Source organism: Sphingobium sp. IP1 (assembly GCF_002708645.1).
Classification (GTDB): domain Bacteria; phylum Pseudomonadota; class Alphaproteobacteria; order Sphingomonadales; family Sphingomonadaceae; genus Sphingobium; species Sphingobium yanoikuyae.
Genome location: NZ_NOIW01000058.1, coordinates 1 through 24095, shown reverse-complemented (window position 1 = coordinate 24095; position 24095 = coordinate 1). Strand labels below are relative to the sequence as shown.

The 24095-nt window shown below is 63.7% G+C and carries 22 protein-coding genes, 1 tRNA gene and 1 pseudogene; 17 read left to right on the top strand and 7 right to left on the bottom strand.

Annotation, left to right across the window (positions count from 1 at the left end):
- Window positions 1-182: 182 nt before the first annotated feature.
- The 5 genes from CG471_RS18610 (at window position 183) to CG471_RS18590 (ending at window position 6722) form a co-directional block, all read left to right on the top strand.
- Entirely contained in the window at window positions 183-509 is a 327-nt protein-coding gene (locus CG471_RS18610; RefSeq protein WP_099232918.1) for a toxin-antitoxin system HicB family antitoxin, read from the top strand.
- The gene (locus CG471_RS18605) at window positions 506-2560 is read left to right on the top strand and encodes a type IV secretion system DNA-binding domain-containing protein (RefSeq protein WP_099232916.1); all 2055 of its coding nucleotides are present in this window, start codon (window positions 506-508) and stop codon (window positions 2558-2560) included. Before CG471_RS18610 ends, CG471_RS18605 begins: the two co-directional genes overlap by 4 nt.
- Window positions 2557-5481: a MobF family relaxase gene (gene mobF / locus CG471_RS18600; protein ID WP_099232914.1), complete on the top strand. Its 2925-nt coding sequence runs from the start codon at window positions 2557-2559 to the stop codon at window positions 5479-5481. The genes CG471_RS18605 and mobF overlap by 4 nt, the downstream gene beginning before the upstream one ends.
- A gap of 44 nt (window positions 5482-5525) precedes the next feature.
- Window positions 5526-5978, top strand: coding sequence for a lytic transglycosylase domain-containing protein (locus CG471_RS18595; protein WP_180275737.1), 453 nt, complete (start codon window positions 5526-5528; stop codon window positions 5976-5978).
- A 459-nt stretch (window positions 5979-6437) separates the two neighbouring features.
- Window positions 6438-6722, top strand: a complete 285-nt coding sequence (locus tag CG471_RS18590) for an HU family DNA-binding protein (RefSeq protein WP_099232912.1) — start codon at window positions 6438-6440, stop codon at window positions 6720-6722.
- Between the two features lie 57 nt (window positions 6723-6779).
- Here the strand turns inward: CG471_RS18590 and CG471_RS18585 are convergent, their stop codons facing one another.
- From CG471_RS18585 to CG471_RS18570, 4 genes and pseudogenes are all read right to left on the bottom strand, one after another.
- Window positions 6780-7025, bottom strand: a complete 246-nt coding sequence (locus tag CG471_RS18585; RefSeq protein ID WP_099232910.1) for a hypothetical protein — start codon at window positions 7023-7025, stop codon at window positions 6780-6782.
- 298 nt (window positions 7026-7323) lie between these two features.
- A tRNA-Glu gene (locus CG471_RS18580) sits at window positions 7324-7398 on the bottom strand.
- Between the two features lie 305 nt (window positions 7399-7703).
- Entirely contained in the window at window positions 7704-8492 is a 789-nt protein-coding gene (locus CG471_RS18575; protein ID WP_004207403.1) for a SapC family protein, read from the bottom strand.
- A 116-nt stretch (window positions 8493-8608) separates the two neighbouring features.
- A pseudogene (locus CG471_RS18570) lies at window positions 8609-10008 on the bottom strand (FAD-binding oxidoreductase).
- Between the two features lie 77 nt (window positions 10009-10085).
- Here CG471_RS18570 and CG471_RS18565 point away from each other — a divergent pair.
- The 3 genes from CG471_RS18565 to CG471_RS18555 all read left to right on the top strand — a co-directional run bounded on the left by CG471_RS18565 (window position 10086) and on the right by CG471_RS18555 (window position 12521).
- Window positions 10086-10517, top strand: a complete 432-nt coding sequence (locus CG471_RS18565) for a hypothetical protein (RefSeq protein WP_004207401.1) — start codon at window positions 10086-10088, stop codon at window positions 10515-10517.
- A gap of 134 nt (window positions 10518-10651) precedes the next feature.
- On the top strand, window positions 10652-12043 hold the full coding sequence (locus CG471_RS18560; RefSeq protein ID WP_099232908.1) for a DEAD/DEAH box helicase: 1392 nt from the start codon (window positions 10652-10654) through the stop codon (window positions 12041-12043).
- Between the two features lie 97 nt (window positions 12044-12140).
- Window positions 12141-12521 (top strand): VOC family protein, encoded by a 381-nt coding sequence (locus tag CG471_RS18555; RefSeq protein WP_099232906.1) that lies wholly within the window; start codon window positions 12141-12143, stop codon window positions 12519-12521.
- A gap of 2 nt (window positions 12522-12523) precedes the next feature.
- Here the strand turns inward: CG471_RS18555 and radC are convergent, their stop codons facing one another.
- The gene (gene radC / locus CG471_RS18550; protein WP_004207398.1) at window positions 12524-13216 is read right to left on the bottom strand and encodes a DNA repair protein RadC; all 693 of its coding nucleotides are present in this window, start codon (window positions 13214-13216) and stop codon (window positions 12524-12526) included.
- Between the two features lie 152 nt (window positions 13217-13368).
- Here radC and CG471_RS18545 point away from each other — a divergent pair, with 152 nt between their 5' ends.
- The 8 genes from CG471_RS18545 (at window position 13369) to CG471_RS18510 (ending at window position 19954) form a co-directional block, all read left to right on the top strand.
- Entirely contained in the window at window positions 13369-16608 is a 3240-nt protein-coding gene (locus CG471_RS18545) for a YdbH domain-containing protein (protein WP_099232904.1), read from the top strand.
- Window positions 16605-16793, top strand: coding sequence for a YnbE family lipoprotein (locus CG471_RS18540; protein WP_004207396.1), 189 nt, complete (start codon window positions 16605-16607; stop codon window positions 16791-16793). Before CG471_RS18545 ends, CG471_RS18540 begins: the two co-directional genes overlap by 4 nt.
- On the top strand, window positions 16790-17176 hold the full coding sequence (locus CG471_RS18535) for a YdbL family protein (RefSeq protein ID WP_004207395.1): 387 nt from the start codon (window positions 16790-16792) through the stop codon (window positions 17174-17176). The genes CG471_RS18540 and CG471_RS18535 overlap by 4 nt, the downstream gene beginning before the upstream one ends.
- Before the next feature lie 173 nt (window positions 17177-17349).
- A complete protein-coding gene (locus CG471_RS18530; RefSeq protein ID WP_037519600.1) occupies window positions 17350-17673 on the top strand; it encodes an AtpZ/AtpI family protein in 324 nt (107 codons plus the stop codon).
- 46 nt (window positions 17674-17719) lie between these two features.
- Window positions 17720-18505, top strand: coding sequence for a F0F1 ATP synthase subunit A (locus CG471_RS18525; protein WP_017503282.1), 786 nt, complete (start codon window positions 17720-17722; stop codon window positions 18503-18505).
- A 52-nt stretch (window positions 18506-18557) separates the two neighbouring features.
- Entirely contained in the window at window positions 18558-18785 is a 228-nt protein-coding gene (locus CG471_RS18520; RefSeq protein WP_004207392.1) for a F0F1 ATP synthase subunit C, read from the top strand.
- Between the two features lie 67 nt (window positions 18786-18852).
- The gene (locus tag CG471_RS18515) at window positions 18853-19347 is read left to right on the top strand and encodes a hypothetical protein (RefSeq protein WP_004207391.1); all 495 of its coding nucleotides are present in this window, start codon (window positions 18853-18855) and stop codon (window positions 19345-19347) included.
- Window positions 19340-19954 (top strand): ATP synthase subunit B, encoded by a 615-nt coding sequence (locus CG471_RS18510; RefSeq protein WP_004207390.1) that lies wholly within the window; start codon window positions 19340-19342, stop codon window positions 19952-19954. The genes CG471_RS18515 and CG471_RS18510 overlap by 8 nt, the downstream gene beginning before the upstream one ends.
- A gap of 62 nt (window positions 19955-20016) precedes the next feature.
- On the opposite strand, the gene CG471_RS18505 is transcribed toward CG471_RS18510, so the two are convergent.
- On the bottom strand, window positions 20017-20541 hold the full coding sequence (locus CG471_RS18505) for a GNAT family N-acetyltransferase (protein WP_099232902.1): 525 nt from the start codon (window positions 20539-20541) through the stop codon (window positions 20017-20019).
- 103 nt (window positions 20542-20644) lie between these two features.
- The gene (locus CG471_RS18500) at window positions 20645-21697 is read right to left on the bottom strand and encodes an NAD(P)-dependent alcohol dehydrogenase (RefSeq protein WP_099232945.1); all 1053 of its coding nucleotides are present in this window, start codon (window positions 21695-21697) and stop codon (window positions 20645-20647) included.
- Window positions 21698-21939: 242 nt separating this feature from the next.
- Here CG471_RS18500 and uvrC point away from each other — a divergent pair, with 242 nt between their 5' ends.
- The gene (gene uvrC, locus CG471_RS18495; protein ID WP_037491626.1) at window positions 21940-23853 is read left to right on the top strand and encodes an excinuclease ABC subunit UvrC; all 1914 of its coding nucleotides are present in this window, start codon (window positions 21940-21942) and stop codon (window positions 23851-23853) included.
- Window positions 23854-24095 lie beyond the last annotated feature (242 nt).

Here is a 24095-nt window from a genome sequence, read left to right as displayed (position 1 = left end):
TGACGCCGGAAATTGTGGTCCATGGACCACAGGCGGGAACAGAGGGAGCGGAACCCGCAGTATTCCGCGATTTTAGGCGGAATACATGTATTACACGCGATCGGTTTGAACCGAAGCGTAATCAAGAGTATAAGGGCGGCGCTTCACGACATCCGCAGGGCTCCAGCTAATGGAGCAAGCCTGTGGTCAAAGTTAATTTCAGGATCGATGAGGGGCTTCATGAGCGCCTCGTTCGGCGTGCGGCAGCCGCCGATCTAAGCCTTTCAGACTTCGTCAGGGCAGTTCTCGCCCAGGCCGCAGAACCCAGTCGCGGCTATATCTTCTCGTCCAAGGATGAGATCCTCGCCACCAGTATCCAGATCCTTTCCATCCTCGTCGTCGCGGTTGGGCGGAGATCGCCAGAAGCTGTCGAGCAGGGGATGGCCGAAGCCCGCGCTCTTCTCGCCGAGAGGGGGCTGCTCGACCCCGATCTTGAACCCCAGGCGGGTGAAAGGGAGGCGGGGCGATGAGCATCTTCCGCAACGATACGCTCGGCTCCTGGACCCGTGGCGGACAGGCCATCGTCCATAATGTCCGCATGACCACCCAGGTCTTTTTCCAGACCATGTCGGCCTGCCTGGTGCTCTGGGTCATGGGCATCCTGTGGTACTGTTTCGAAACCCTGACCGCCTATCAGCGCTATGTGCTGGTCCAACTGGCGCTCGCGGAATTCCGCAAGGACGCGACTCGTGGCGCGGCCGATCTGGTGCAGTTCCAGACGCCCGGCGGCCACAAATATTGGACCACCGCGGAGGCCTTGTTGAATTCGGGCGTGGCGAGAAAGACGCTGGAGGCAGGCGAAGCCGCGCTCATCACCGGCTCGCTGATCGGGGGTGTCGGCGCCGCGCTCGCGCTTGGTTGGGCCTGGTATTATTTCACGCGGACCGGGCGGGGCTTGGGATCGAACCAGTTCCTGCGCGGCGCCCGGTTCGGGACGGTGCGATCGATCCGCCGGCTCCTGCGTCGGTATCGCAAGGGCAGCCTCACCATCGGCGGCGTGGCGATGCCGCATGCCTTTGAACCCGAACATATTGTCCTGTGCGGCGCGCCCGGCACGGGCAAGACCAACATCATCACCACTATGCTCGAAGGCATCAGGAAAAACGGAAAGCGGGCGATCGTCTATGACACCGCCGGCTCCTTTGTCGAAAAATTCTATCGGCCGGGGAAGGATATTCTCCTCAATCCGCTCGACGAGCGAACCGACCATTGGTCGCCCTGGGTTGATGTCCCAAGGGACTATCATTACGACCAGATCGCCCAGTCAACCATTCCCGACAAGGCAGGCGATCCCTTCTGGGCAAGGGCCGCGCGCGGCACGTTGGTAGGCGTCCTGCGCAAGCTCGCCAAGCAACGGCACACGCTGGTTTCCATCTTGCTCGATCGGCTTTTGCGATCAGGGTTGAAGGATCTCGTCGCCTTCGCCGAGGGCACCGAGGCCGCTGCTTTCATTAGCATGGAGGGGGACCGGACCTCTGCCGGTATCCAGGCCGAGCTTGCGTCGGTCATGCGCAGCTTCTCCTATCTCGACGACACCACCAACGGCTTCTCGATCCGCAGCTGGGTCGAGAATGAGACGGACGATAGTTGGCTCTTCATCACGGTGAAGGCCGACCAGCTTCCTTCGCTGCGCCCGCTCATCACCGTCTGGATCGACATCGCGATCGGGGCGATCATGAGCATGAAGCCCGATCCTGAGCGGCGGCTCTATTGCATCATCGATGAGCTTCCCACGCTCCAGCGGCTTCCTTCGCTCAGCGACTTCCTGGCCCGCGCGCGTAAATATGGTGGCTGCGGCATATTGGGGTTTCAGTCCTATCCGCAATTGGAGGCGACCTACGGCATTCAGGATGCCGCTGCTATCACCGGCTACTGTTCGACCTGGATTGCGCTGCGCGCCAACGACACCCCGACGGCGAAGCATGTCTCCGAAAATCTGGGGCAGGTCGAGCAGATCGAGGCGAATGAAGGCATGTCCTATGGCGTCAATGACATGCGCGACGGGGTGAACCTCTCGCGGATGCAGGTGACCCGGCCGCTGGTCATGCATACGGAGGTAACCAATCTCCCCAACCTGTCGGGATTTCTCCGCTTCGGTCGGGACCTTCCGGTGGTCCGATTCGCTGATCGGTTCAATCCTATCGCGACCGTTGCCCCCGCCTTTATCGAGAGGACCGAGCCGGCGATTCGGCTGCCGCTGGCCGATGAGATCATCCAGGCTGCGCGTGCCGCTGCTGAGGAACAAGCGAAGCAGGGCGATCAGTTCGGGCGCCGCAGCCGGACGAAAGCTGTCCGCAGGACCGGACCGGTGCCTCCCCCTCAGGATGCTGCTCGTTCCAACATGTCGGCGCCCGAACTTCCCCTTGGGCAGACGCCGGAGCCGTCCAGGCCGGACCCCAAGCAGAAGAAACCGGCAACGCCAAGCCCGTCGATGCTTGGGGCGCGGGCAGGCGCACGCACTGTCCCCCTGTTCCGGCACGGTCGGGTCAACGAAACGCCGGGGGAGGCTGACCCAGCATGATCCATCCCCGTCGCCTGTCCGGCTCGGCCGGCAACATCGCCCGCTACTATACGGTCGGCGATTATTATACGAAGGGCTCTGACGAACATAGCGAGTGGGCCGGGAAGATCGCCTCCGAACTGGGGCTGGAGGGATCGGTCGATCCTGCCATGTTCAGGGATCTGCTGGCGGGGAAGGTAGCCGGGGTCCAGCTTGGACGCCGGCGCGCCGATGGCTCCATCCAACACCATCCCGGCTGGGATTTCGCGGTCAATGCGCCCAAGTCGGTCTCGATCATGGCCCTGGTCGCGCAGGACCAGCGGGTGCTGGAAGCGCACGAGCAGGCCGTCGGCGAGGCAATCTCCTGGTTGGAGGAACATGCCGCCTTCAGGTATCGAAAGGAGGGCGAGATCGTCCATGAGACGACCGGCCGCATCATAGCCGCGCGCTTCACCGAGCATGCCAGCCGTGAACTCGATCCCCATCTCCATACCCATGTGGTCGTGATGAACATCACCGATCGAGGGGATGGCGCGGCGATGACGAGCATGGAGAGCCGGGCCATGTTCGCTGAGCAAATGGTTGCCGGGCAGATATATCGGAACGGTCTTGCCCAGAAGCTTCGCGCCCATGGCTTTGAACTCGACACCGATCTGCATCGGGGGCTGTTCGAAATCAAGGGAGTGCCTGAGCGCCTGATGGGGGAGTGGTCGAAACGCGCCGAGCAGATCGACGCCCACGCAAAAGAGCATGGCCGGACCGGGCAGGCCGCGCGAGTCGCCTCTTTCTACCAGACGCGCAAGCCCAAGCAGAAGACGACGATCGAAGGGCTCCGAGAGCGCTGGGACAAGGAAGCGGGGCCGCTCCTTGAAGTGCTCCGGAAGGTGAAGGACGCCGCCGACCATGACGGGGTGATCGACCATGAAACCAACCGGGCTATCGCGGGCCGCGCTGCTCTGTTCGGCATCCGCAATATGGAAACGCGCGAAGCCGTGAACAGCCAGGGGCAGCTGATTCGGACCGGGCTCGCTGCCCATGTTGGCGAAGTGAGCCTCCGCGATGTCCGGCCCTTTGTCAGGGAGCATGAAGAACGGGAAAAGCTGCTGGCGACGCGGACCCAGACCGGAGATGCCGTCCTTACGCGAGGGCGCACCACCCGATCGACCGCTCGGCTTGAGATTGCGCTATCGAAGCATCTTGCCCTGGCATTGAATGATACCCGGCCTCTTGCGTCGACGGACCGGTTGTTGTCCGTGCTGGAGGGGGAGTCTCTTTCCTCGCAGCAAGAACGGGCCCTTGCCAAGCTGGCGACGTCCCGCGACCGCCTGATCGGGGTTCACGGGGTGGCAGGCTCGGGCAAGTCGACAATCGTCAGGGCGCTGGTCGCGGCGGTGGATGCGGATGTCCGGGTGCAGGCACTGGCGCCGACCTCGTCCGCCGCAGCAGAACTTGGGAAGAAAGCGAAAATTCCCTCTCAGACAGTCATGAATTTGATCGTTTCGGGCGGACGAAACCTTGGGGCCCGCGATCTTCTGGTTGTCGATGAAGCCGGACAGCTCAGCAACCGCCAGGCTTTGCGGCTCCTGGAACTCAGCCGGGATACCGGCGCCCGGATACTCTTTCTGGGCGACAATCAGCAGACCGGCGCGATCGAACAGGGGAAGGCATTCTGGCTTCTCCAGAAGCTCGGATTGCCCAGAGCGGAACTCACCGAGACGGTGCGACAGCAGAATGAGAAGATGATGAAGGCGGTCAAGGAAGCGCGCCTTGGCGAGTATGCGCGGGTGATCGGCTTTCTGGATGGTGTCGTGAGCGGCGACAAAGCGGGCAAGCTTGCGAAAAATCTTGTCGATGAATGGATGGACCTGCCCCCCCAAACGCGAGCCGCTACGAACATTCTCGTTCTCGACAACGCAACCCGGATCACGGTCAACGCAAATGTCCGGCGCGCGCTTCAGAAGGAAGGCGTCATCGCCGCCGAGGAAGTGCCGTTGAAAATTCTGGCGCCTGCGGGCCTCACCAGCGAGGAGCGGCGGATGGCGCGCCTCTACTCCGAGGGGCAGGTCGTGATGTTCAACCGCGACATCGATCGTATCGGTGTCGTTCGGCAGGCCGAATATGCGGTTGCCGGGATCGGCCGTGAAGCGACCGGGCGCGAAGTCGTCCTGTTGGAGACGGAGCAGGGGCGAACCATATCGTGGGACCCGCGACGGACCCGCGCCTCTCTGGTCAGCGTCTTCAACGTACAGGATCGCGGCCTCGCTACGGGAGACCGCATCCAATGGCGCCTCGCGACAAAGGAACTAGGGCTGAAAAATGCCGAGCGCGGCACGGTTGAGCGGATGGAGGGGGAGGTCGCAACGATTCGATGGGATCGGACGGGCGATCAAAAGGAGATCGACCTCTCGCAATATAAGACCTGGGACCACGGCTACGCGGAAACCGTCTACTCCTCGCAATCAAAAACCTATCCTCGGGTCTTCGTCCTTGCACCGGTCGGCTCCCCATTGGTGACCGGGCAGAATTTTTACACCGCCATCACGCGCGCGGAATTCAGCGTGAAGCTTTGGACGGAAGATCGAGCGGATCTCGTCGAAAGGCTGAAGCGGAACACCGGGCAGAAGACCTCCTCGCTGGAGGGGCTGGACCTGATCAAGCGTAGCGGGACGGAAGCGCGACTCGAAAGAGAAGCTGCCCGCATCCAAAAGGAGCGCGACCTCTATGACGTGCAGCGGCGCGAGTTGGCCCTTCTGCGCTCTGAACGCAGAAGCCGTGATCGAGGCGAACCCAAGGGCTTGGCTGGCGTAGGGCTTCGCGCGGCGGAAACCCTCACGGCGCTCATTGAGCGGATGCTTCGGAACCAGCCACAGCCGGAAATCTCGCAGCCCAAAGAGCCGGATCGGACGGATGAGGTACGCCGTGACCGGGGGCGGGATCGATGATCAGGCGGTGTCGTGCAACGCTGCTGGCTGGCGGCCTCGCTTCCATGCTGATCGTTCAGGCAACGCCAGCCTATAGTGAGGCGACCGACCCGCACATACTGGCGGCGGAGAGGGCGATCAATCAATGTATCCATCGGGCCGCGTCCGGCCGGCCATGGCTTGCCCAAACGCTGCGGGCCTTGAGGAGGCAGGAGGGGGGATGGATTGGTGCGGAAGTGAGGAATAGCGATGGCTCCGTCGACCTCGGGCCAATGCAGGTCAACAGTTGGTGGGTGCCTCGCATTGCCCGTCTGATGAACCGCAGTGAGACCCAGGTCAGATCCTGGCTGCGGGACGATGCCTGCTTCAATGTGGACGCCGCCAGATGGATATTCCTCTCGGCGCTTCATGATGCGAAGGATTTCTGGCGGGCCGTTGGCATCTATCATAGCCCCACCCGCTGGCGGCAGATGCGATACGCAAGGAGCATCGCACTGATCATGGCCAACGACCATTAGGGTGCTCTTGTGCCATGAGTGCGAGCGGATTGATGAACCGCTGCACGCAGATAATTTTTGCGGATCGGAAGCATTCGCAGCCCGTCGCCATTGTCCGCGCTAGTGCGGGGCTTTCCGCAGCGGGGGAAGGCGAATTGTCAGCGACCAGATTCACACGTCTCAAGCGATTGCGCCGTCAGTTCAATCTAGAGCCTGGCGAATCGGCTGATCGGGGCGGCCAGATTGCTGCGGCGAATGGCCGACCGGCTGATGAAGCAACAACTGCAAGCTTATCACCGGCCGCTCAACGGCGGCTGCTCCTTCTACGCAAGGCTTGAGGAGCAGACATCCGGTAACGTCATCGGACCACAGGCTCCGCTGATTGGATGCAATCCAAGGGAGGCGGCGCTCGGAAATGCCTATTCCCGCGCCATGGCATCTCTGTCAGTGAGACCTGACCTTTGGGGGTAGGAAAGCAGAATGGTACGGTCTGACCTGATTGAGAGGATTGCCGAGGAAAATCCGGAGTTGAGCCAAAGTGAGGTCGAAAAGATCGTCGAGGCATTCTTCGGCGCGATCGTGGCCCAACTCAATGCGGGCGGCCGTGTCGAACTGCGCGGCTTTGGTGCCTTTTCGGTGAGGAGCTACGATGGGCGTGCCGGCCGCAATCCCAAGACCGGCGAGACGGTCACGGTCGATGCCAAGAGACGCCCATATTTCAAGCCCGGCAAGCAGATGCTTGCGCGCCTGAACGGTGGCAGCTGACTGGCCAAGGTCAGGTCGTCCCTGCGGTGGATATGCGCCGCAATCTGAGCGGACCTCCTACTTACCCAGGAAAGCTTCAATGCCTTCTTGAATAAGCGCTTCGCGAAACGCAGCGTCGGCCTCGCGGTCGGTCGCGAAGGGGGTGTCCCAGACCGTAGAGGTGCCATGCTCGTTTACGACCTCAAGGGACCAACCACGTTCGGTGGCAAGCCGGACAATGTTTATGGTCAGTCGCACCCCTGCCTGCTCCAACGTGCGGCTAAGAGGGGATTCGATGAGTTCGGGTTCCGGGCCAAATTTCATACAGTGATGTTATGAGACTGCGGCTCGGGTTTCAACGCTCGCGCTTCTCAATACCCGCTCTCTCCGTTCGACCCATCGCGAACATCCATCCGAAAGCGCGCTGACGCGACCGGAGAATATCGTGTGGGTACACCCCGACGTGGCAAGGGGGGGCACGTTATTGAGGATGGCGTTCGTCGGGTTTGGATACTGCTTCAGGGCGAGTTTGCTTCCCAGCAAATGCCAGTAAAATCCAGAAGGTGTATTGAGGATTTATTGAGGAAATCGGGAAAAGCCGCCGCTAAGTCCTTGATTTCTTTGGTGACCCCTACGGGAATCGAACCCGTGTTTCAGCCGTGAGAGGGCCGCGTCCTAACCGCTAGACGAAGGGGCCATATGTCGCATGGGCGACAGGCAGGGGCGTGCCTTTAGGCAGGGCTGGCGATGGCGTCAAGCGAAAGCGGCGAAAATTTCCGGCGACCTACGCTGACTGCAGCCCATAAAAAACCACCCCATGCGATGCACGGGGTGGCCAGGTTCAGGGAGGAGACGCCTCCAAGGGGGAGGCGCCCTATACGACGCACCCGAAAGGGGGGCAGGTGCATCGCATGCAACAGAAATAGGACAGGGCGCGGCTGCTTTCAAGAGCAAGCCCCGCCCTGTCCCGATATATTTGCGATTAACGGAGTTAATCGGAGTTTAGGCGTCTGCTGGCACCGGTGCGGCCGGTACAGCGATCGGGCCCTTGCCCTGGCTGACCTGGCCTTCAAAGATCTCGCGCATCAGCTGCAGCGAGAAGAGGTGGGCGTGGATCAGCGGCAGCAGGCCGTTCTGGTTGATCTTGCGCAGCTGGTCACCACGCAGGTCGCGCAGCTTTTCCTCGTTCACCATGCGGAAGCCGCGATAGACGAAGGGCTGTTCGTTGTTCGGGGTCTGGATCGCGACTTCGCCATCCATCAGCAGGTCCATCTCGGCCAGGTCCTTCATGAACTGGCCGGTGCGGGCGGCGGCCTGCTCGAAATCCTCGCAGAACTTCAGGATGCCCTTGGTCACGTCGGTCGGCTGGCCATTTTCGAACAGGACCGGGCCGTCGCCTTCGGTGCCGATCGCCTTGCTGGTCGGGTCGAAGCAGAGCGAGAGTTCGTCGCTGTCGGGACGCAGCTTGGCCAGCATCCAGGGGTAACGGCGGACATAGGCCGGGATATAGGCCGGGCCGCGCAGCTTGCCTTCGTCATCGACGAAGACATTCACGCCTTCGTTGAGGCCCATCAGCGCGAGCGGCACCGAATCCTGGCCGGCCGAGAAGATGATGGGCACGAAGCGCTGGGCCGAGACGAATTCGTCGATGGTCAGCGGCACGGCGTGCTGGGTTACCAGGAACGGAGCGGCATCGACCGGCTGGGTGCGATAATCGGCATGATCGACGGTGCTGAGCGGGATCAGGTCGTTGTAGAAGATGGGAAGGCTGTTCGCGGGCGCGCTGGCCATGATGTGGTTCCGTCCTGTTAGAAAGCGCGCAAGGCTTGCGTCGCTGATCCGAATATGGGTGTGACGGGATAATCGGAGCTATCCCGCTAGGCAATCGCTTTGTGGATATGCTGCGCTCAACCCTCGTCGGGGCGAGGGATGAGCTTGTCGGGGTTCATGATGCCGCCCGGATCGAAGGCTGTCTTTATCGCGCGCAGGGCATGGATGCGGGCCGGGCTGGCGAGGCGTCCGAGTTCGGCGCGCTTCATCTGGCCGATGCCATGTTCGGCCGAGATGGAGCCGCCCGCGGCGACCACCGCGTCATGGACGAAGGCGTTGATCGCCTGGCCCTGTGCCGCGATCCAGGCCGGACCGTCGCTGGTGCCCCTGGGCGCGCGGACATGGAAATGGACATTGCCGTCGCCCAGATGGCCGAAGGAAGAGGCGGTCGTGCCGGGGAAGGCGGCTTCGGCGGCGGCGGCGGCCTCCAGCATGAAGGCCGGCATGCGCGGCACCGGCACGCTGATATCATATTGCAGTGCGGGCCCCTGCGCCTTTTCGGATTCCGACAGGGATTCGCGGATGCGCCAGAAGGCCTCTGCCTGGGCTTCGCTGGCGGCAATGGCGGCGTCGATCGCGATGCCGCGTTCCAGCGCCAGGCCGAGCGCACCTTCCAGCCGCTCGGTCGGGCCGGGCTCGCGCATGTCGCCATGGTCGACCTCGATCAGCACATGCCAGGGCGTGCGGGTCTCGATCGGGCAGCGCGTGCCGGGAATATGGGACAGGACATGGCCAAGGCCATCGTCGGCAATCACCTCGAACCCCTCGACGCTGTCGTCCAGTTCGCCTTCGACCAGACGCAGCAGGGCGAGGGCACCAGCCGCAGGGCGGCCGCGGTGATGACGCCCAGCGTACCCTCCGCACCGATCAGCAACTGTTTGATGTCATAGCCGCGATTATCCTTCTTGAGCGCGTCCAGTCCGTCGAAGATGCTGCCGTCGGGCAGCACCGCCTCGATCCCCTCGACCAGCGCGCGCATCGTGCCGTGGCGCAGCACCTGGGTGCCGCCGGCATTGGTCGAGACGAGGCCGCCGATCGTGGCCGATCCCTTGGCCCCCAGACTGAGCGGAAAGCGACGGCCGGCCGCTTCGGCGGCGTCGTGCAGATTGGAAAGGATGACCCCGGCCTCGCACACCGCCAGATTGTCGTCGGCCGACAGGCTGCGGATCTGGTTCATGCGGCGCAGCGAGAGGATCAGCGCCGATCCGTCGGCCGGCGGTGTCGCGCCGCCGACCATCGACGTGTTGCCGCCCTGGGGGACGAGGGCGATGCCCAGTTCCGCCGCCAGCGCCACGCAATCGGCCACTTCGCGCGTCGTGGCCGGCGACAGGATCGCGCGCGCCGCACCATGATAGCGGCCGCGCCAGTCGCTGACCCAGGGGGCGATATCATCGGCATCGGTAATGACGCCCTTGGGGCCGAGCAGGGCGAGGAAGCGATCGATGGCATCCTGTGCGATTATGGCTTGTTCTGTCATGGGACATGCTATGCCCCGGAATTCATCGACGGTTCAACCGTTGGCCGATAGCTTGCCACTCCCAAAAGGGGTTCCGCTTGGTTCATACCATCCTGATGCTGCTTGCAGCGCCTGCTGCCGACCCGGTGCAATGGGCGCAACTGACGATCGAGCAGCGCGTGATCATTCGTGTTCCGATGGCCAAGGGGCGGGCGCCGACGCGAGTCGTGCCCAAGAGCGACGAGCGCTGGGAAGAGAAGAAGGGGCCGCGCTGCGTGGCGTTGCGATCGATTCGCGGGGCCAGCATCGTAGTGTCCAACGGGGTCGACCTGATCCTGGCGGACAAGCATCGCTATCGCGCGCGACTGGAACGGGGATGCGATTCCGCCAGCTTCTATTCAGGCTTCTATGTCGAGCCGGACGAGGATGGTTCGCTCTGTTCGGGGCGGGACGAGTTGCAGGCGCGCAGTGGCGCGAGTTGCGGGATCGACAGCTTCAGGCGGCTGGTGGAAGCGGACGCCGAGGATTGATCGGCAGAAAAACAGCTGCCTTGCCCGGCATATTGCGCGATTTCCTTGACAAGATGGCGATATTTTCGCAAGTCGCGCGCGATTTCCGTCGTGCGGACGCGCAGGACGGCCAACCTCCTGTCCCGGACATTTGAATGACTTTTGCCGATCTCGGCCTCTCCGACGAATTGCTCAAGGCCGTAACCGAGGCGGGTTACGACACGCCCACGCCGATCCAGGCGCAGGCGATCCCGCCGGTGCTGATGATGAAGGACATCATCGGCATCGCGCAGACGGGCACAGGCAAGACCGCCAGCTTCGTGCTGCCGATGATCGACATCCTGGCGCATGGCCGTGCCCGTGCGCTGATGCCGCGCAGCCTGATCCTGGAGCCGACCCGCGAACTCGCCGCCCAGGTGGCCGAGAATTTCGAGAAGTACGGCAAATATCACAAGCTCTCCATGGCGCTGCTAATCGGCGGCGTGCAGATGGGCGACCAGATCAAGGCGCTGGAAAAGGGCGTCGACGTGCTGATCGCGACGCCGGGGCGCCTGATGGACCTGTTCCAGCGCGGCAAGATCCTGCTCAACGGCTGCAACATGCTGGTGATCGACGAAGCCGACCGCATGCTCGACATGGGCTTCATCCCGGATATCGAGGAAATCTGCACCAAGCTGCCGGCGCAGCGCCAGACACTTCTCTTCTCTGCCACCATGCCGCCGGTCATCAAGAAGCTGGCCGATCGTTTCCTGGACAATCCCAAGTCGATCGAGGTGGCGCGCCCGGCAACGGCATCGACCAACATCACCCAGCGACTGGTGAAGGTTGATTCGCGCAAGAAGCGTGAAGCGCTGCGCGCGATGCTGGAAGCCGAAGATGTGCAGAGCGCGGTGATCTTCTGCAACCGCAAGACCACGGTGCGCGAACTGAACAAGAGCCTGCAGCGTCACGGCTTCAAGTCGGGCGAGATCCACGGCGATATCGACCAGGCATCGCGCATCGCCGAACTGGAGCGGTTCCGCGATGGCAGCGTCAATATCCTGGTGGCGTCGGACGTCGCGGCGCGCGGCCTCGACATCAAGGGCGTCAGCCACGTCTTCAATTTCGATGCGCCCTGGCATCCCGATGACTATGTCCACCGCATCGGCCGTACCGGTCGCGCGGGGGCCAAGGGCGTTGCCTATACCTTCGTCGCGGCCGAGGATGCCGAGGCGATCGACAATATCCAGAAGCTGATCGGCACCAAGATCGATTATGTCGAAACGCCGGTCGCGGCTGTGCCTGCGCCGCGCGCGAAGGAAGAGCCGCGCAAGGCCGATCGCGAGGAGCGCGACAATGAGCGGTCCGGTGGCCGCGACGCGCGCCGCAAGCCCGAGCGCAAGGATGAGCGGCGCAGCGACAAGCGGGATGATCGTCGTGACGACCGCCGTGACGCGCCGGCTGCACGGTCAGCGCCGCATAGCCGCCGTCAGGAGCCCGATGATGGTCCGGACGATGGCTGGAACGGTCCGGTGCCCGAATTCCTGAATTTCGGTTTTGGCGGCTGAACGGCGCCACTTTGATTGAAAAGGCCCCCGTCACGCGCAGGCATGGCGGGGGCTTTTTTGTCATGTGACCATGATGGCGCAACGGGAGGGTAAGGCCATGTCCGCAATTCCAGGCGTCGGCGCTTTCGCGATCGTGCCCAGCAATGACGCCGCCCTTGCCCTGGCCTTCTGGGAAAGGCTGGGCTTCGCGCGGGTCGGCGGTGATCACCATTATCATATCATGGAGGGATGGGGGTGCGAGGTGCATCTGACCCAGGCCGGCGCGCCGCCCTGGGATGTGCCGGCGCATAATCCCTTTGGCATCTATCTGCGCACGCCCGATGTGGCGGCGATCGCGGCGCGGGTCGATGATCTGATCATCCGGCCGGGCGGCATTTTGCGCCATCGCGAATGGGGACTGTATGAGGTCGGGATCAACGGGCCGGATGGGCTGCTGGTGCGGATCGGCTGGCCGTCCGAACTGATCGAGGGCGCCTGATTCTACAGCAGTCCCTGCGCACGCAGGCTGCTATGCCCCTGCGCGCCGATGATGATATGGTCGTGGACGCCGATGCCCAGCCGCTTGCCTGCCTCGACGATCTGGCGGGTGATCTCGATATCCTGCTTGCTGGGGGACGGATCGCCCGATGGATGATTATGCACCAGGATCAGGGCTGCCGATCCCAGTTCCATGGCTCGTTTGATGACCTCGCGTGTATATATGGCCGCCTGGTCGATTGATCCGTCACCCATATTCTCGTCGCGGATCAGCATGTTGCGGCTGTTGAGATGCAGCACGCGCACGCGTTCGACATGGAGATAGGCCATGTCGGCGCGCAGATAGTCGAGCAGCGCCTGCCAACTGCCAAGCACCGGTCGTTCCGCCACATCGTTGCGCAGCATTCGCAGTGCGGTGGCCTGGACGATCTTGATCGCGGCGACGCTGGTATCGCCCATGCCGGGCACCCGTGCGATCGCCTGCCAGTCGGCCGCCATCAATCCGCCGATCCCGCCAAATTCGCGCAGCAGCAGCCGAGCCAGCGGCTTGGTGTCGCGGCGGGGGATGGCAAGGGCGAGCAGATATTCGATCAGTTCATGGTCGAGCAGCCCGTCGCCGCCTTCGGCCAGGCGCTGGCGCAGGCGGGCGCGATGACCGGCACCATCCTGGCTCGCGCGTTCGTCCTTTTCGGTCATGCTGGCGATCCCCCATTCCCCGGCAAATGAAGGCTAGGCTTTGCGGATTTCGTGGGCAAGGCTATTTCAAGGGTGGATATTTCCAATGGGTCGGACGTTATGGATGCGTTACGGACCTGAAGTGCGAGCGAAAGTCGGGGTTGGCCAGGCAGATGGAAGACGAGAACGGCGAAGCCGAAATTCGCCGGGGCTGGCTGCGCTGGCTGGGTGTCGGGACGGGTTCGCTCGGCCTGGTGCTGGTCGCGCTGTGGACGCAGCGCGCGCCGATCGCCGAGAATTTCGTCAACCGCGAACTGAACCGGCGCGGGGTTCAGGCCAATTATGACCTGACGCAGGTGGGCCTGCGCACCCAGCGGATCGAGAATGTCGTGCTGGGCGATCCGGCACGGCCGGACCTGACCGCCCGCTGGGTGGAGGTCGACATCGCCTTTTCCGGCGTGACGCCGCAGGTGGCGGCGGTTCGCGCCGGTGGTGTGCGGATGCGCGGCGCCTATCGCGACGGCGTGCTGACGCTGGGCGAACTGGACAAGTTTCGCGATCCTGATTCGACCGCGCCCTTCGCCATGCCTGACCTGCTGCTTCATCTGCGCGACGCGCAGTTGCGGCTGGATACCGATGCGGGGGCGGTCGGCATGCAGATCGATGGCAATGGCAATCTGAAATCGGGTTTCCGCGGCAAGCTGGCCGCTGCCATGCCCAGGGCACGGATGGCCGGCTGTGGCGTGGCCAGGGCCAGCGCCTGGCTGGATGTGGCGATGGTGGACGGCCGGCCGCACCTGCGCGGGCCGATCAAGGGCGATGCGCTCGCCTGCGCGGACATGGCGATGGCTGCGCCGACGGCCGAGATCGATCTGTGGCTGGGCCAGGGGCTGGACCGCTGGAACGGATCGGCCAAGCTGGCGGGCGAGGCGCTCAAGGCGCAGGGCATGTTGCTGGCGGCCCCTGTCGGTCGGATTGAGTTCGACGGTTCGGCCCAGGCCATGGCCGGACGGGCGCGGATCGGCGCGCGCGCCTTTTCCGGTGCCGGCGTGCTGGCGGGGCCAACCGAACTGGCCGGTGACTGGACGCTGCGCGGCGGTGATGCGACCTTTAGCGGTGATCTGACCGCGCGGAACGGGCGGATGGCCGGGCGTGATCCGCTGGCGGCTTTGCGCACGTCGACGGCTGGCATGCCGGTGGCGCCGCTGGCCCTGCGGTTGGCGGATGCGGCACAGCGGGCCGGGGCGGATAATCTGCTGCGGGCGCGGGTGGCGCTGGCGCAGAAGGGCGATGCCGGCAGTCTGGTGCTGACCGATACCGAATTTGCAGCGCGCAGCGGCGCGCAGGTGGCCGTGGCGCGCGAAGGGCGGGTGACGCTGGCCTGGCCGGGCAAGGGCGGCGCAGCGATCGACTGGGCGCTGGACGGCGCGATCACGTCGCAGGGCGGCGGCTTGCCCAAGGCGGCGCTCCGGCTGGCCCGGCGCGCCGGCGGCGGCTTTGGCGGACAGCTGTTCATCGATCCCTATACGGCCGACGGCGCCCGACTGGCGTTCGAGCCTGTCCGATTCGTTGCCGGGCCAAAGGGCGATACGCGCTTCACGACCGCGTTGCGGCTGGATGGGCCGCTGCCCGATGGGGGTGTTCGCGGTCTTGGCCTGCCGATCGATGGCCGGCTGGCGCCCAATGGCGCGATCGCGATCAACGAACATTGCGCGCCACTGACCTTGCTGGAAGCGCGCTATGGCAGCTTCGCGCTGGGGCAGACCCGGCAGACACTCTGCCCGCTGCCCAATTCGGCGCTCTTCGCCATGGGGCCGGGCGGCATGAAGGGCGGTGCGGAGCTTCGCAATGTGGCGCTGAACGGGCGAAGCGGTGACAGCCCGATGCGGCTCAAGGCGGACAATGCCCGTCTGATATTGGGCCAGACCGGTTTCACCCTGGGCAACGCCGATTTCGCCATCGGCCCGGAGGATGCGCCGGTGCGCCTGTCTGCGATGAGCGTCACCGGTGCGGCGACGAAGGATGGTTTTGCCGGCGACATCAAGGGCGCGGGCGGACGGATCGGCACCGTGCCGCTGATCGTCGAGCAAGGGGCGGGCGGCTGGGCCTTTGCCAAGGGGGCGCTGTCGCTCAAGGCGGCGATGCAGGTGCGCGATGCGCAGCCTTCGGTGCGATTCAACCCGCTGTCCGTGCCTGACTTTGCCCTGGCGATGAAGGATGGCCGAATCACCGCGACCGGCACGCTGCAGGTGCCGGGCAAGGGTGCCACGGTGGCGCGCGCCGATATTGCGCATGACCTGGGCAGCGGGAAGGGGCATGCCGACCTGACCGTGCCGGACCTGGGCTTCGGGCCGGGATTGCAGCCGGAGGAACTGACGCCGTTGACGCTCGGCGTGATCGCCAATGTCGCCGGCCGCGTGACCGGCGAGGGGCATATCCGCTGGACCGGTTCCGATGTCAGCAGCGATGGCGTCTTCCGGACCGATCGGCTGGATCTGGCGGCGGCATTCGGCCCGGTCGAGGGACTGTCAGGCGAAATCCGCTTCTCCGACCTGCTCAACATGGTGACGCCGACAGGGCAGGAGGCGCGAATCGCGCTGGTCAATCCGGGCGTCGAGGCACGCAATGGTACGGTGCGCTATCGCCTAGGTGCCGGCCAGAAGGTGCATATCGAGGGCGGCGGTTTCCCCTTTTCGGGCGGTGAACTCACACTGCTGCCCACGACCATGGACTTTGGCGCCGATGTCGATCGCTATCTGACCTTCCGGGTCATCGGCCTCGATGCCGGTGCCTTCATCCAGGCGATGGACCTCAAGAATGTGTCGGCGACCGGAACGTTCGACGGCATCATGCCGCTGATCTTCAATGCGCAGGGCGGGCGGGTCTCCGGCGGCGTGCTGGTCGCGCGGCAGCAGGGCATGGCGCCGCTGATCATGCCGGAGGGCGTGCTGCCGACTATCCCCTGCGACCCCACGCGCCAGTCCGGCGTACTGTCCTATGTGGGGCCGGTGTCGAACGAACAAGTCGGAGTTATGGGCAAGGTCGCCTTCGATGCGCTGAAGGATCTGCAATATAAATGCCTCACCATCCTGATGGATGGCGCGCTGGATGGCGAGATGGTGACCAATGTGGTGTTCAACGGCGTCAACCGGGGCCAGTTGGGCGGGGCGCCGCAGGGGATAGCGAAAAGCTTCGTCGGTCTGCCCTTCATTTTCAACGTGCGGATTTCCGCGCCCTTCCGGGGGCTGATGAAATCCGCCCAATCCTATGTCGACCCGTCGCAGGTGATCCGCGACCAGATTGGCGAGGATGCCCAGCAGAAGATGCGCGCACAAAGCGCGGCCGATCTGCAATCTGGTCTTGCGGTTCAGCCTGCGGCAAGCGAGACTGTGTCAAATACGGAGCCGAAATGAAGATAGCAGCAATCATGATGGCCGGTCTGGCCGCTTCGGCCCTGGGGGGATGCATCCAGGTCAAGGCCCCGGACAAGCCGATCGAGATCAATCTGAACGTGAAGGTCCAGCAGGAGGTCGTCGTCCGTCTGGAGAAAGACGCCAAGGATCTGATTAACAATAACCCGGAGTTGTTCCCGCAATGACACGCAAGTTCATGCTGGCCGCCGCTGTGCTGGGCGGCCTGGTTCTGGCCGGTGCCGCGCAGGCCCAGGGTGGTGCGGCCGCCGCGATCGCCGCCGGTACGGTGGGCGAGCAGGCCGATGGCTATCTGGGCATCGCCGGCACCGTGGGCGCGGATGTGCGGGCCGAGGTCGAATCGATCAACATCAAGCGCCGCGCCGTCTATACCGATCTGGCCGGCAAGCGCGGCGTGACGGTGCAGGATGTGGCGGCCGCAACCGGCTGCCAGACGCTCAGCAGCCGGGTGAAGCCGGGGCAGGTCTATCGCGTCGGCGGTGGTGCCTGGCAGACCAAGGGCGCCGGGGCGATCTCTTTGCCGGCCTATTGCGCCACCGCAGGCCAGTAAAACGCGCGTGGCTGGCGGACTTTGACCGCCAGTTCGTCTGGGCAGGATAATCTCCTGCCCAAGTATAGTTGACTATCCGTCATCCCCTTTCTAAACGGGCCGCGCCTTGACGGGTGCAGCCGCAAGCGCCATGCCGCCTGCCATTGGGTTTCAGCCTGATGGAAGGATTGGCAATGGTTGCGGGTGAACCTGGGCAGGACCCGGCGGGGGAAGATGCGCGGATCGCTTCACTGGAAGCGAGAATTGCGCAGGCGGAACATGCCGAGCAGGTCAGACAGGGGACGAAGGTGCAGCAGGCGGACGATGGTTCGCGTCTGGGCAACAGGGTTCTCGCAGAGCTGATCGGCGGTCTTGTCGGTGGTGCGTTGATCGGCTGGGTTCTCGACCGGCTGCTCGGCACATCCCCATGGCTCCTGCTTGTCTTCCTCGGTCTCGGGATCGTGGCGGCGTTCAGGAACATCATCAGATTGACGACGACGAAGCGTTCCGATCAATAGGGGCGCTTTTGTCTTAGTCCGAATATTAGACGGTACAGGGGTCCAAGTGGCAGAATCCGGCAAAATCGATCCGATGCATCAGTTTGCGATCGAACCGCTGTTCGGTACCGATCACCTGTCCATCGGCGGCTTCAACATCGCCTTCACCAACAGCGCGCTCTATATGGTCGCCGCTGCGGTGGTGCTGTGGATCTTCGTGATCGGCGGCATGAAGCGCGAACTGGTGCCCGGTCGTTGGCAGATGGCGGTCGAATATTTCACCGGCTTCATCAAGAACCTGCTGATCTCGAACGTGGGTGAAGGCGGCAAGAAGTACATTCCCTATGTCTTCTCGCTCTTCATGTTCATCCTGATGGCCAACCTTCTGGGTCTGCTGCCGCTGGGTCTGGTCGGGGTCCACCCCTTCACCTTCACCAGCCACTTCACCGCCACCGGCGTGCTGGCGATCATGAGCTTCTCGATCGTGCTGATCGTGGGCTTCTGGAAGCATGGGCTGCACTTCTTCTCCCTGTTCGTGCCGCACGGCACGCCCCTGCCGATGATCCCGGTCATTTTCCCGATCGAGCTGATCTCGTTCATGGTGCGTCCGTTCAGCCTGGGCCTGCGACTGTTCGTGGCGATGACCGCCGGACACGTGCTGCTCAAGGTGCTGGCCGGCTTCGTCATCAACAGCTCGAATGCTGGCCCCGGTTTCGGTCTGACCGTCGGTGCCGCCAGCTTCGTGCTGATGGTCGGTATCAGCGCACTCGAAGTGCTGGTCGCCGTGATCCAGGCCTATGTGTTTGCGCTGCTGACCTCGGTCTACATCAACGACGCCGAAAACCTGCACTGAGTTTTCGTACATTCTTCAACGCTTAATTGGTTTAGAAAAAGGAGTTTAGAACATGGACGCAGAAGCCGCAAAGCTGCTCGGTGCTGGCCTGGCCGCGATCGGTGCGGGCATTGCCGCCCTCGGTGTGGGCAACGTCTTCAGCTCGTTCCTCGAAGGCGCGCTGCGCAATCCGGGTGCCGCTGACGGCCAGCAGGGTCGCCTGTTCATCGGCTTCGCGGCCGCCGAACTTCTGGGTCTGCTGGCGTTCGTTATCGCCATGATCCTGGTCTTCGTGGCCTAAAGATCGACGGGGCGGGCAGCCTGGCTGCCTGCCCCTTGACGACCGCCCCCTTTTCGGACGGATAAAAATGCCTCAAATCGCGCAAATCGCCGATACCTATGCTTCCCAGATCTTCTGGCTGCTGCTGACGTTCGGCTTCGTCTTCTTCGTCATCGGCCGCGGCATGGTGCCCAAGGTGCAGGCGACGGCCGACGCGCGCGACGCGAAGATTTCGGGTGATCTCGATGCTGCCAAGGCAGCCTTCGCCCGCGCCGATGAAGCGGAAGCGGACTATCGCGTCCGTGATGCCGAAAGCCGCACCGCCGCCCAGGCGACGCTGGCCAAGGCGAAGGCGGATGCCGCCAAGGCTTCGGAAGCGAAGCTGGCTGCCGCCGATGCGGAGATCCAGGACAAGATCGGCGCTGCCGAAGCCCGGATCAAGACCGCCACGGATGCCGCCATGGCACAGATTGAAACCGTCGCCGCCGATGCGGCGCGCGACATGGTCGTCCGGATTTCCGGCGTGGAAGCGTCGGACGAAGCGGCCCGCAACGCAGTAAAGGCGGCACTGGCTCATGGCTGAGGCAGCAGTAGAGCATAGCGAGGCACAGGCCCCGCACCTCAATCAGGCAATCCACGCCGAAGGCATGGAGCCGGTTGGCACCGTGGCGCATGAAGGCGTCGCGCCGCATACCGATCCCAAGGCGGTTGGCATGGACGCGACGGCCTGGGTCAGCCTGGCGATGGCGGTGTTCATCGTCATCCTGCTGATCAAGAAGGTGCCCAGCCTGATCGGTGGCGTGCTGGATGGCCGGATCGCCCAGATCAAGGAACAGCTGGCCGAAGCATCGAAGCTTCGTGCCGAAGCCGAAGCGCTCAAGGGCGAATATGAAGCCAAGCTGGCCGCTGCGGCCGGCGAAGCCGACGCCATGCGCAAGTCGGCCGAGCATGAAGCCGAAACGCTTCTGTCCGATGCCAAGGTGCAGGCTGCCGATCTGGTCGCCCGTCGCCAGAAGATGGCGGAAGACAAGATCGGTGCGGCTGAGCGCAGCGCACTCGCCGACATTCGTGCCAAGGCGGTGAAGGCCGCTACCGGCGCTGCCGCCGCCCTGATTGCCGAAGGCCATGATGCCAAGGCGGACAAGGCGCTGGTCGATGATGCGATCAAGGGTCTTGGCCCGGTCGCCTGATCGAAACAGGCAGAATTAGCAAAGGGTCGGCACCGAAAGGCGCCGGCCCTTTTTGTTTGGCTTCAGGCTGGCGTGCCGACGATCCATTCGGATCGCAGCATCCGCATGATCGCGGTATCCCATCGCGCATCGCCGACCCGGACGGAGGACAGGCGGACGCCTTCGGTCACGAAGCCCAGCCGTTCATAGCTGCGGATGGCGGGCAGGTTCCAGGCATAGACATTGAGTTCCAGTCGCTCGACGGCGTCGAAGGCAAAGGCGCTGGCGAGCGCAAGGCGCAGCATCGGCACCGCCAGACCCCGGCCCCGCGCATCGGGCGCGATCACGACCCGGCCCAGCGTGGCATTGCCGTTGCGCCAGTCGAAGGCGATCTGGACATGGCCGACCAGTCGATCACCGTCCTGCGCCATCCAGCACAGGCGTGCGGGCGGATCGCTGCGTCCTTCGTCCAGCATCGCGGCCATCTGCTCGTCGGACAGCGGGAAATGGACATAGGGTCCGCCCCACTGAACGACATCCGCGTCGCTGCCAAACCAGCCCGACAGGGTGGAGAAATGATCGGGGGTGAAGGGAAGGAGGGCCAGCATCCAGTTGGGATAGAGCGCCGGCTGACGAGCGCCACGGCCGATCGCGGCAAAGTGGCGCCCTATAGGAAAAGGGCGACCTTTCGGCCGCCCTTCCTTGAAGCGATCAGGCCGCCAGCGTGGCGTTGTCGATCACGAAGCGATATTTGACGTCGCTCTTCTGCATGCGGGCATAGGCATCCTCGATATCCTGGATGCGGATCATCTCGATATCCGCAACGACGCCCTTTTCGGCGCAGAAATCGAGCATTTCCTGCGTTTCGGCGATGCCACCGATCAGCGAGCCGGCGATCGAACGGCGCTTGAAGATCAGCGCGCCGACATTGGGCGAGGGGTGGGCATGCTCGGGCACGCCGACCAGCGTCATCGTCCCGTCGCGCTTCAGTAGGGTGGTGAAGGCGTCGAGATTATGGCTTGCCGCAACCGTGTTCAGGATGAAGTCGAAGCTGTTGGCATGGGCCTGCATTTCCTCGGCATTGCGCGAGACGACGACTTCGTCGGCGCCCAGGTCCAGCGCGTCCTGGCGCTTGGATTCCGAGGTGGTGAAGGCGACGACCTTGGCGCCCATGGCATGGGCCAGCTTGATGCCCATATGGCCCAGGCCGCCAATGCCGACGATGCCGACCTTCTGGCCGGGGCCGACCTTCCAGTGGCGCAGCGGCGAGTAGGTGGTGATGCCCGCGCACAGCAGCGGCGCCACCGCGGCGAGTTGGTCGGCGGGGTGGCTGATCTTGAGGACGAACTTGTCCTTCACCACGATATTCTGCGAATAGCCGCCCAGCGTGTGGCCCGGCGCGTCGTCGGTCTTGCCATTATAGGTGCCGACAAAGCCGCTCTCGCAATATTGCTCCAGCCCTTCGTCGCAGGAGGGGCAGCCCTGGCAGCTGTCGACCATGCAGCCGACGCCGACCGTGTCGCCGACCTTGAAGGCGCTGACATGATCGCCAACGGCGGTCACATGACCGACGATCTCATGGCCGGGAACGCAGGGATAGAGGGTGCCGTCCCATTCGGAACGGACCTGGTGCAGGTCCGAATGGCAAACGCCGCAATAGGCGATATCGATCGCGACATCATGCGGACCGACGGCGCGGCGTTCGATGTCGAGGGCTTCGAGCGGCTTGTCGGCGGCGTTGGCGCCATAGGCTTTGGTGGCCATGGGGATGTCCCTTTGCTTGAGGTTCGCGGTGTGCAGGGCAGACATGCCCCTCCGCTGCTATTCTTGGATGGGCGCGGGCCGTGGGACGGCCTGTGCCTATCCCATGTAGGAAGTCGACAGGCTGTTGATTAGGCCGGCTTTCGGTAACACAGCCATGAATGGCAATCATGAATGGCGATGTTGGCCGCCCTTTGTTCCACACCGCCATTGCGATCCGCGCCGGTGCCGCTATCTCTGCGGCCATGTCGCAGCCGCAATCCCCCGACCGTTTCAACGAAGACAAGGCGACCTATACCGTCACCGGCAGCCAGCCCGATATCGATGCGGGCGTGGAAGCGATCCGCACGACGCTGAAGACGCTGCCGACCCGGCCCGGCGTCTATCGGATGCAGGATGCGCGCGGCGACGTCCTCTATGTCGGCAAGGCGCGGGCGCTGAAGAACCGCGTGGCCAACTACACCCAGGTCGACCGGCTGCCCAACCGGCTGCGGCGCATGGTGGCGCAGACCCGCAGCATGACGATCGTCACCACCAACAGCGAGGCCGAAGCGCTGCTGCTGGAGGCGCAACTCATCAAGCGCTACCGCCCGCCCTATAATGTCCTGCTGCGCGACGACAAAAGCTTTCCCTTCATCCTGCTGCGCGAGGATCACGCCTTTCCCCGCGTGCAGAAGCATCGCGGCGCGCGCAAATATAAGGGGCGCTATTATGGCCCCTTCGCCAGCGCCGGATCGGTGACGCGGACGATTAACGCACTGCAGAAGCTGTTCCTGCTGCGGTCCTGCACCGACAGCTTCTTCGCCAATCGCTCGCGGCCCTGCCTGTTGTATCAGATCAAGCGCTGTTCGGCGCCCTGCGTCGATCGCATCGACACGGCCGGCTATGCCGAACTGGTGCAGGACGCACAGGATTTCCTGGGCGGCAAGTCAACCGCCGTGCAGCAGAAGCTGGGCGCGGCGATGGAGGCTGCGGCCGAGGCGCTGGATTTCGAACAGGCAGCGATGATCCGCGACCGGCTGAAGGCGCTGACCTTCATCCAGGGATCGCAGGCGATCAATGCCGAGGGGCTGGGCGACGCCGATATCTTCGCGCTGGCGGAGAAGGGCGGATCGATGTGCATCCAGGCCTTCTTCATTCGCGGCGGCCAGAATTGGGGCCATCGCAGCTTCTTCCCGGTCCACACCAATGATGTGGCGACCGAAGAGGTGCTGGAAAGCTTCATGGCGCAATTTTACGAGGAAGTGCCGCCGCCCAAGCTGATCCTGACTGACCGTGAGCCGGCGGAATGCGAACTGATGGCGCTGGCGCTGAGCGAAAGGCTGGGCAGCAAGGTGCGGATCGAGGTGCCCCAGCGCGGCGAGCGCACGCGCCTGATCAAGCAGGCGCAGCGGAATGCGGTGGAGGCGCTCGACCGGCGCTTGGCCGAGACCACGACCCAGGCCAAGATATTGGACGAGATGGTCGAGGCCTTCGGCTTGGACGGCGTACCCGACCGGATCGAAATTTACGACAACAGCCATATCCAGGGCGCCCATGCGTTGGGGGCAATGGTGGTTGCCGGGCCGGAGGGCTTCCGCAAGAACGCCTATCGCAAGTTCAACATGAAGAACCCCGAAATCTCGAACGACGATTTCGCGATGATGCGCGAGATGTTCGAGCGGCGCTTCGGCCGGGCCGCGCGGGAGGACCCCGATCGCGACGGCGGCGAATGGCCGGACCTTGTGCTGATCGACGGCGGCAAGGGGCAATTGTCGGCGGCGCGGGCGATGCTGGAGGATATGGGCATCGAGGATGTCTGCATGATCGGCATCGCCAAGGGGCCGCATCATGGCCGCGACGGGCGCGAGGTATTCCACCTGATGGATGGCCGGGAGGTGAGTTTCCCGATCAATCATCCGCTGCTCTTCTACATGCAGCGCCTGCGCGATGAAGCGCATCGCTTTGCCATCGGCGCGCATCGGGCGAAGCGCAGCAAGGCGATCACCGTGTCGTCGCTGGACGAGGTGCCGGGCATCGGCCCGGCCCGGAAAAAGGCGCTTCTGATGCATTTCGGGACGGCGCGGGCGGTGCGGGATGCTGCGCTGGAGGATCTGCAACGGGCACCCGGCGTGTCGAAGGCGGTCGCGCAGCAGGTCTATGATTATTTCCACGGCTGAAAAATGTGACGATAACGCAATGATTTTTGCTGGCTCATAAGTGTCGCGTTAACAATTGTTGGTGATGTTTCCCCAGCCGATCGGCGGGGGAGACAAGAGTGGGGAACAGGTGGGGGCTTGCGGCTGCGCAATTGGCGACAGTCGCTTTTCTGATGATGGCGGGTGTTCTGGCGCCGCCGGCGCGTGGCGACATGCTCGCCATTCCCCTGACAACGGCCAGCGGCCATGGATTGGCGGCGGGG

What these genes read in the sequence shown, in the direction of transcription:
- CG471_RS18605 (WP_099232916.1), top strand. Translation starts at nt 506, where the DNA reads ATGAGCATCTTCCGCAACGATACGCTCGGCTCCTGGACCCGTGGCGGA.
- mobF (WP_099232914.1), top strand. Translation starts at nt 2,557, where the DNA reads ATGATCCATCCCCGTCGCCTGTCCGGCTCGGCCGGCAACATCGCCCGC.
- CG471_RS18595 (WP_180275737.1), top strand. Translation starts at nt 5,526, where the DNA reads ATGCTGATCGTTCAGGCAACGCCAGCCTATAGTGAGGCGACCGACCCG.
- CG471_RS18590 (WP_099232912.1), top strand. Translation starts at nt 6,438, where the DNA reads ATGGTACGGTCTGACCTGATTGAGAGGATTGCCGAGGAAAATCCGGAG.
- CG471_RS18585 (WP_099232910.1), bottom strand. Translation starts at nt 7,025, where the DNA reads ATGAAATTTGGCCCGGAACCCGAACTCATCGAATCCCCTCTTAGCCGC.
- CG471_RS18575 (WP_004207403.1), bottom strand. Translation starts at nt 8,492, where the DNA reads ATGGCCAGCGCGCCCGCGAACAGCCTTCCCATCTTCTACAACGACCTG.
- CG471_RS18560 (WP_099232908.1), top strand. Translation starts at nt 10,652, where the DNA reads ATGACTTTTGCCGATCTCGGCCTCTCCGACGAATTGCTCAAGGCCGTA.
- CG471_RS18555 (WP_099232906.1), top strand. Translation starts at nt 12,141, where the DNA reads ATGTCCGCAATTCCAGGCGTCGGCGCTTTCGCGATCGTGCCCAGCAAT.
- radC (WP_004207398.1), bottom strand. Translation starts at nt 13,216, where the DNA reads ATGACCGAAAAGGACGAACGCGCGAGCCAGGATGGTGCCGGTCATCGC.
- CG471_RS18545 (WP_099232904.1), top strand. Translation starts at nt 13,369, where the DNA reads ATGGAAGACGAGAACGGCGAAGCCGAAATTCGCCGGGGCTGGCTGCGC.
- CG471_RS18540 (WP_004207396.1), top strand. Translation starts at nt 16,605, where the DNA reads ATGAAGATAGCAGCAATCATGATGGCCGGTCTGGCCGCTTCGGCCCTG.
- CG471_RS18535 (WP_004207395.1), top strand. Translation starts at nt 16,790, where the DNA reads ATGACACGCAAGTTCATGCTGGCCGCCGCTGTGCTGGGCGGCCTGGTT.
- CG471_RS18530 (WP_037519600.1), top strand. Translation starts at nt 17,350, where the DNA reads ATGGTTGCGGGTGAACCTGGGCAGGACCCGGCGGGGGAAGATGCGCGG.
- CG471_RS18520 (WP_004207392.1), top strand. Translation starts at nt 18,558, where the DNA reads ATGGACGCAGAAGCCGCAAAGCTGCTCGGTGCTGGCCTGGCCGCGATC.
- CG471_RS18515 (WP_004207391.1), top strand. Translation starts at nt 18,853, where the DNA reads ATGCCTCAAATCGCGCAAATCGCCGATACCTATGCTTCCCAGATCTTC.
- CG471_RS18510 (WP_004207390.1), top strand. Translation starts at nt 19,340, where the DNA reads ATGGCTGAGGCAGCAGTAGAGCATAGCGAGGCACAGGCCCCGCACCTC.
- CG471_RS18505 (WP_099232902.1), bottom strand. Translation starts at nt 20,541, where the DNA reads ATGCTGGCCCTCCTTCCCTTCACCCCCGATCATTTCTCCACCCTGTCG.
- CG471_RS18500 (WP_099232945.1), bottom strand. Translation starts at nt 21,697, where the DNA reads ATGGCCACCAAAGCCTATGGCGCCAACGCCGCCGACAAGCCGCTCGAA.
- uvrC (WP_037491626.1), top strand. Translation starts at nt 21,940, where the DNA reads ATGTCGCAGCCGCAATCCCCCGACCGTTTCAACGAAGACAAGGCGACC.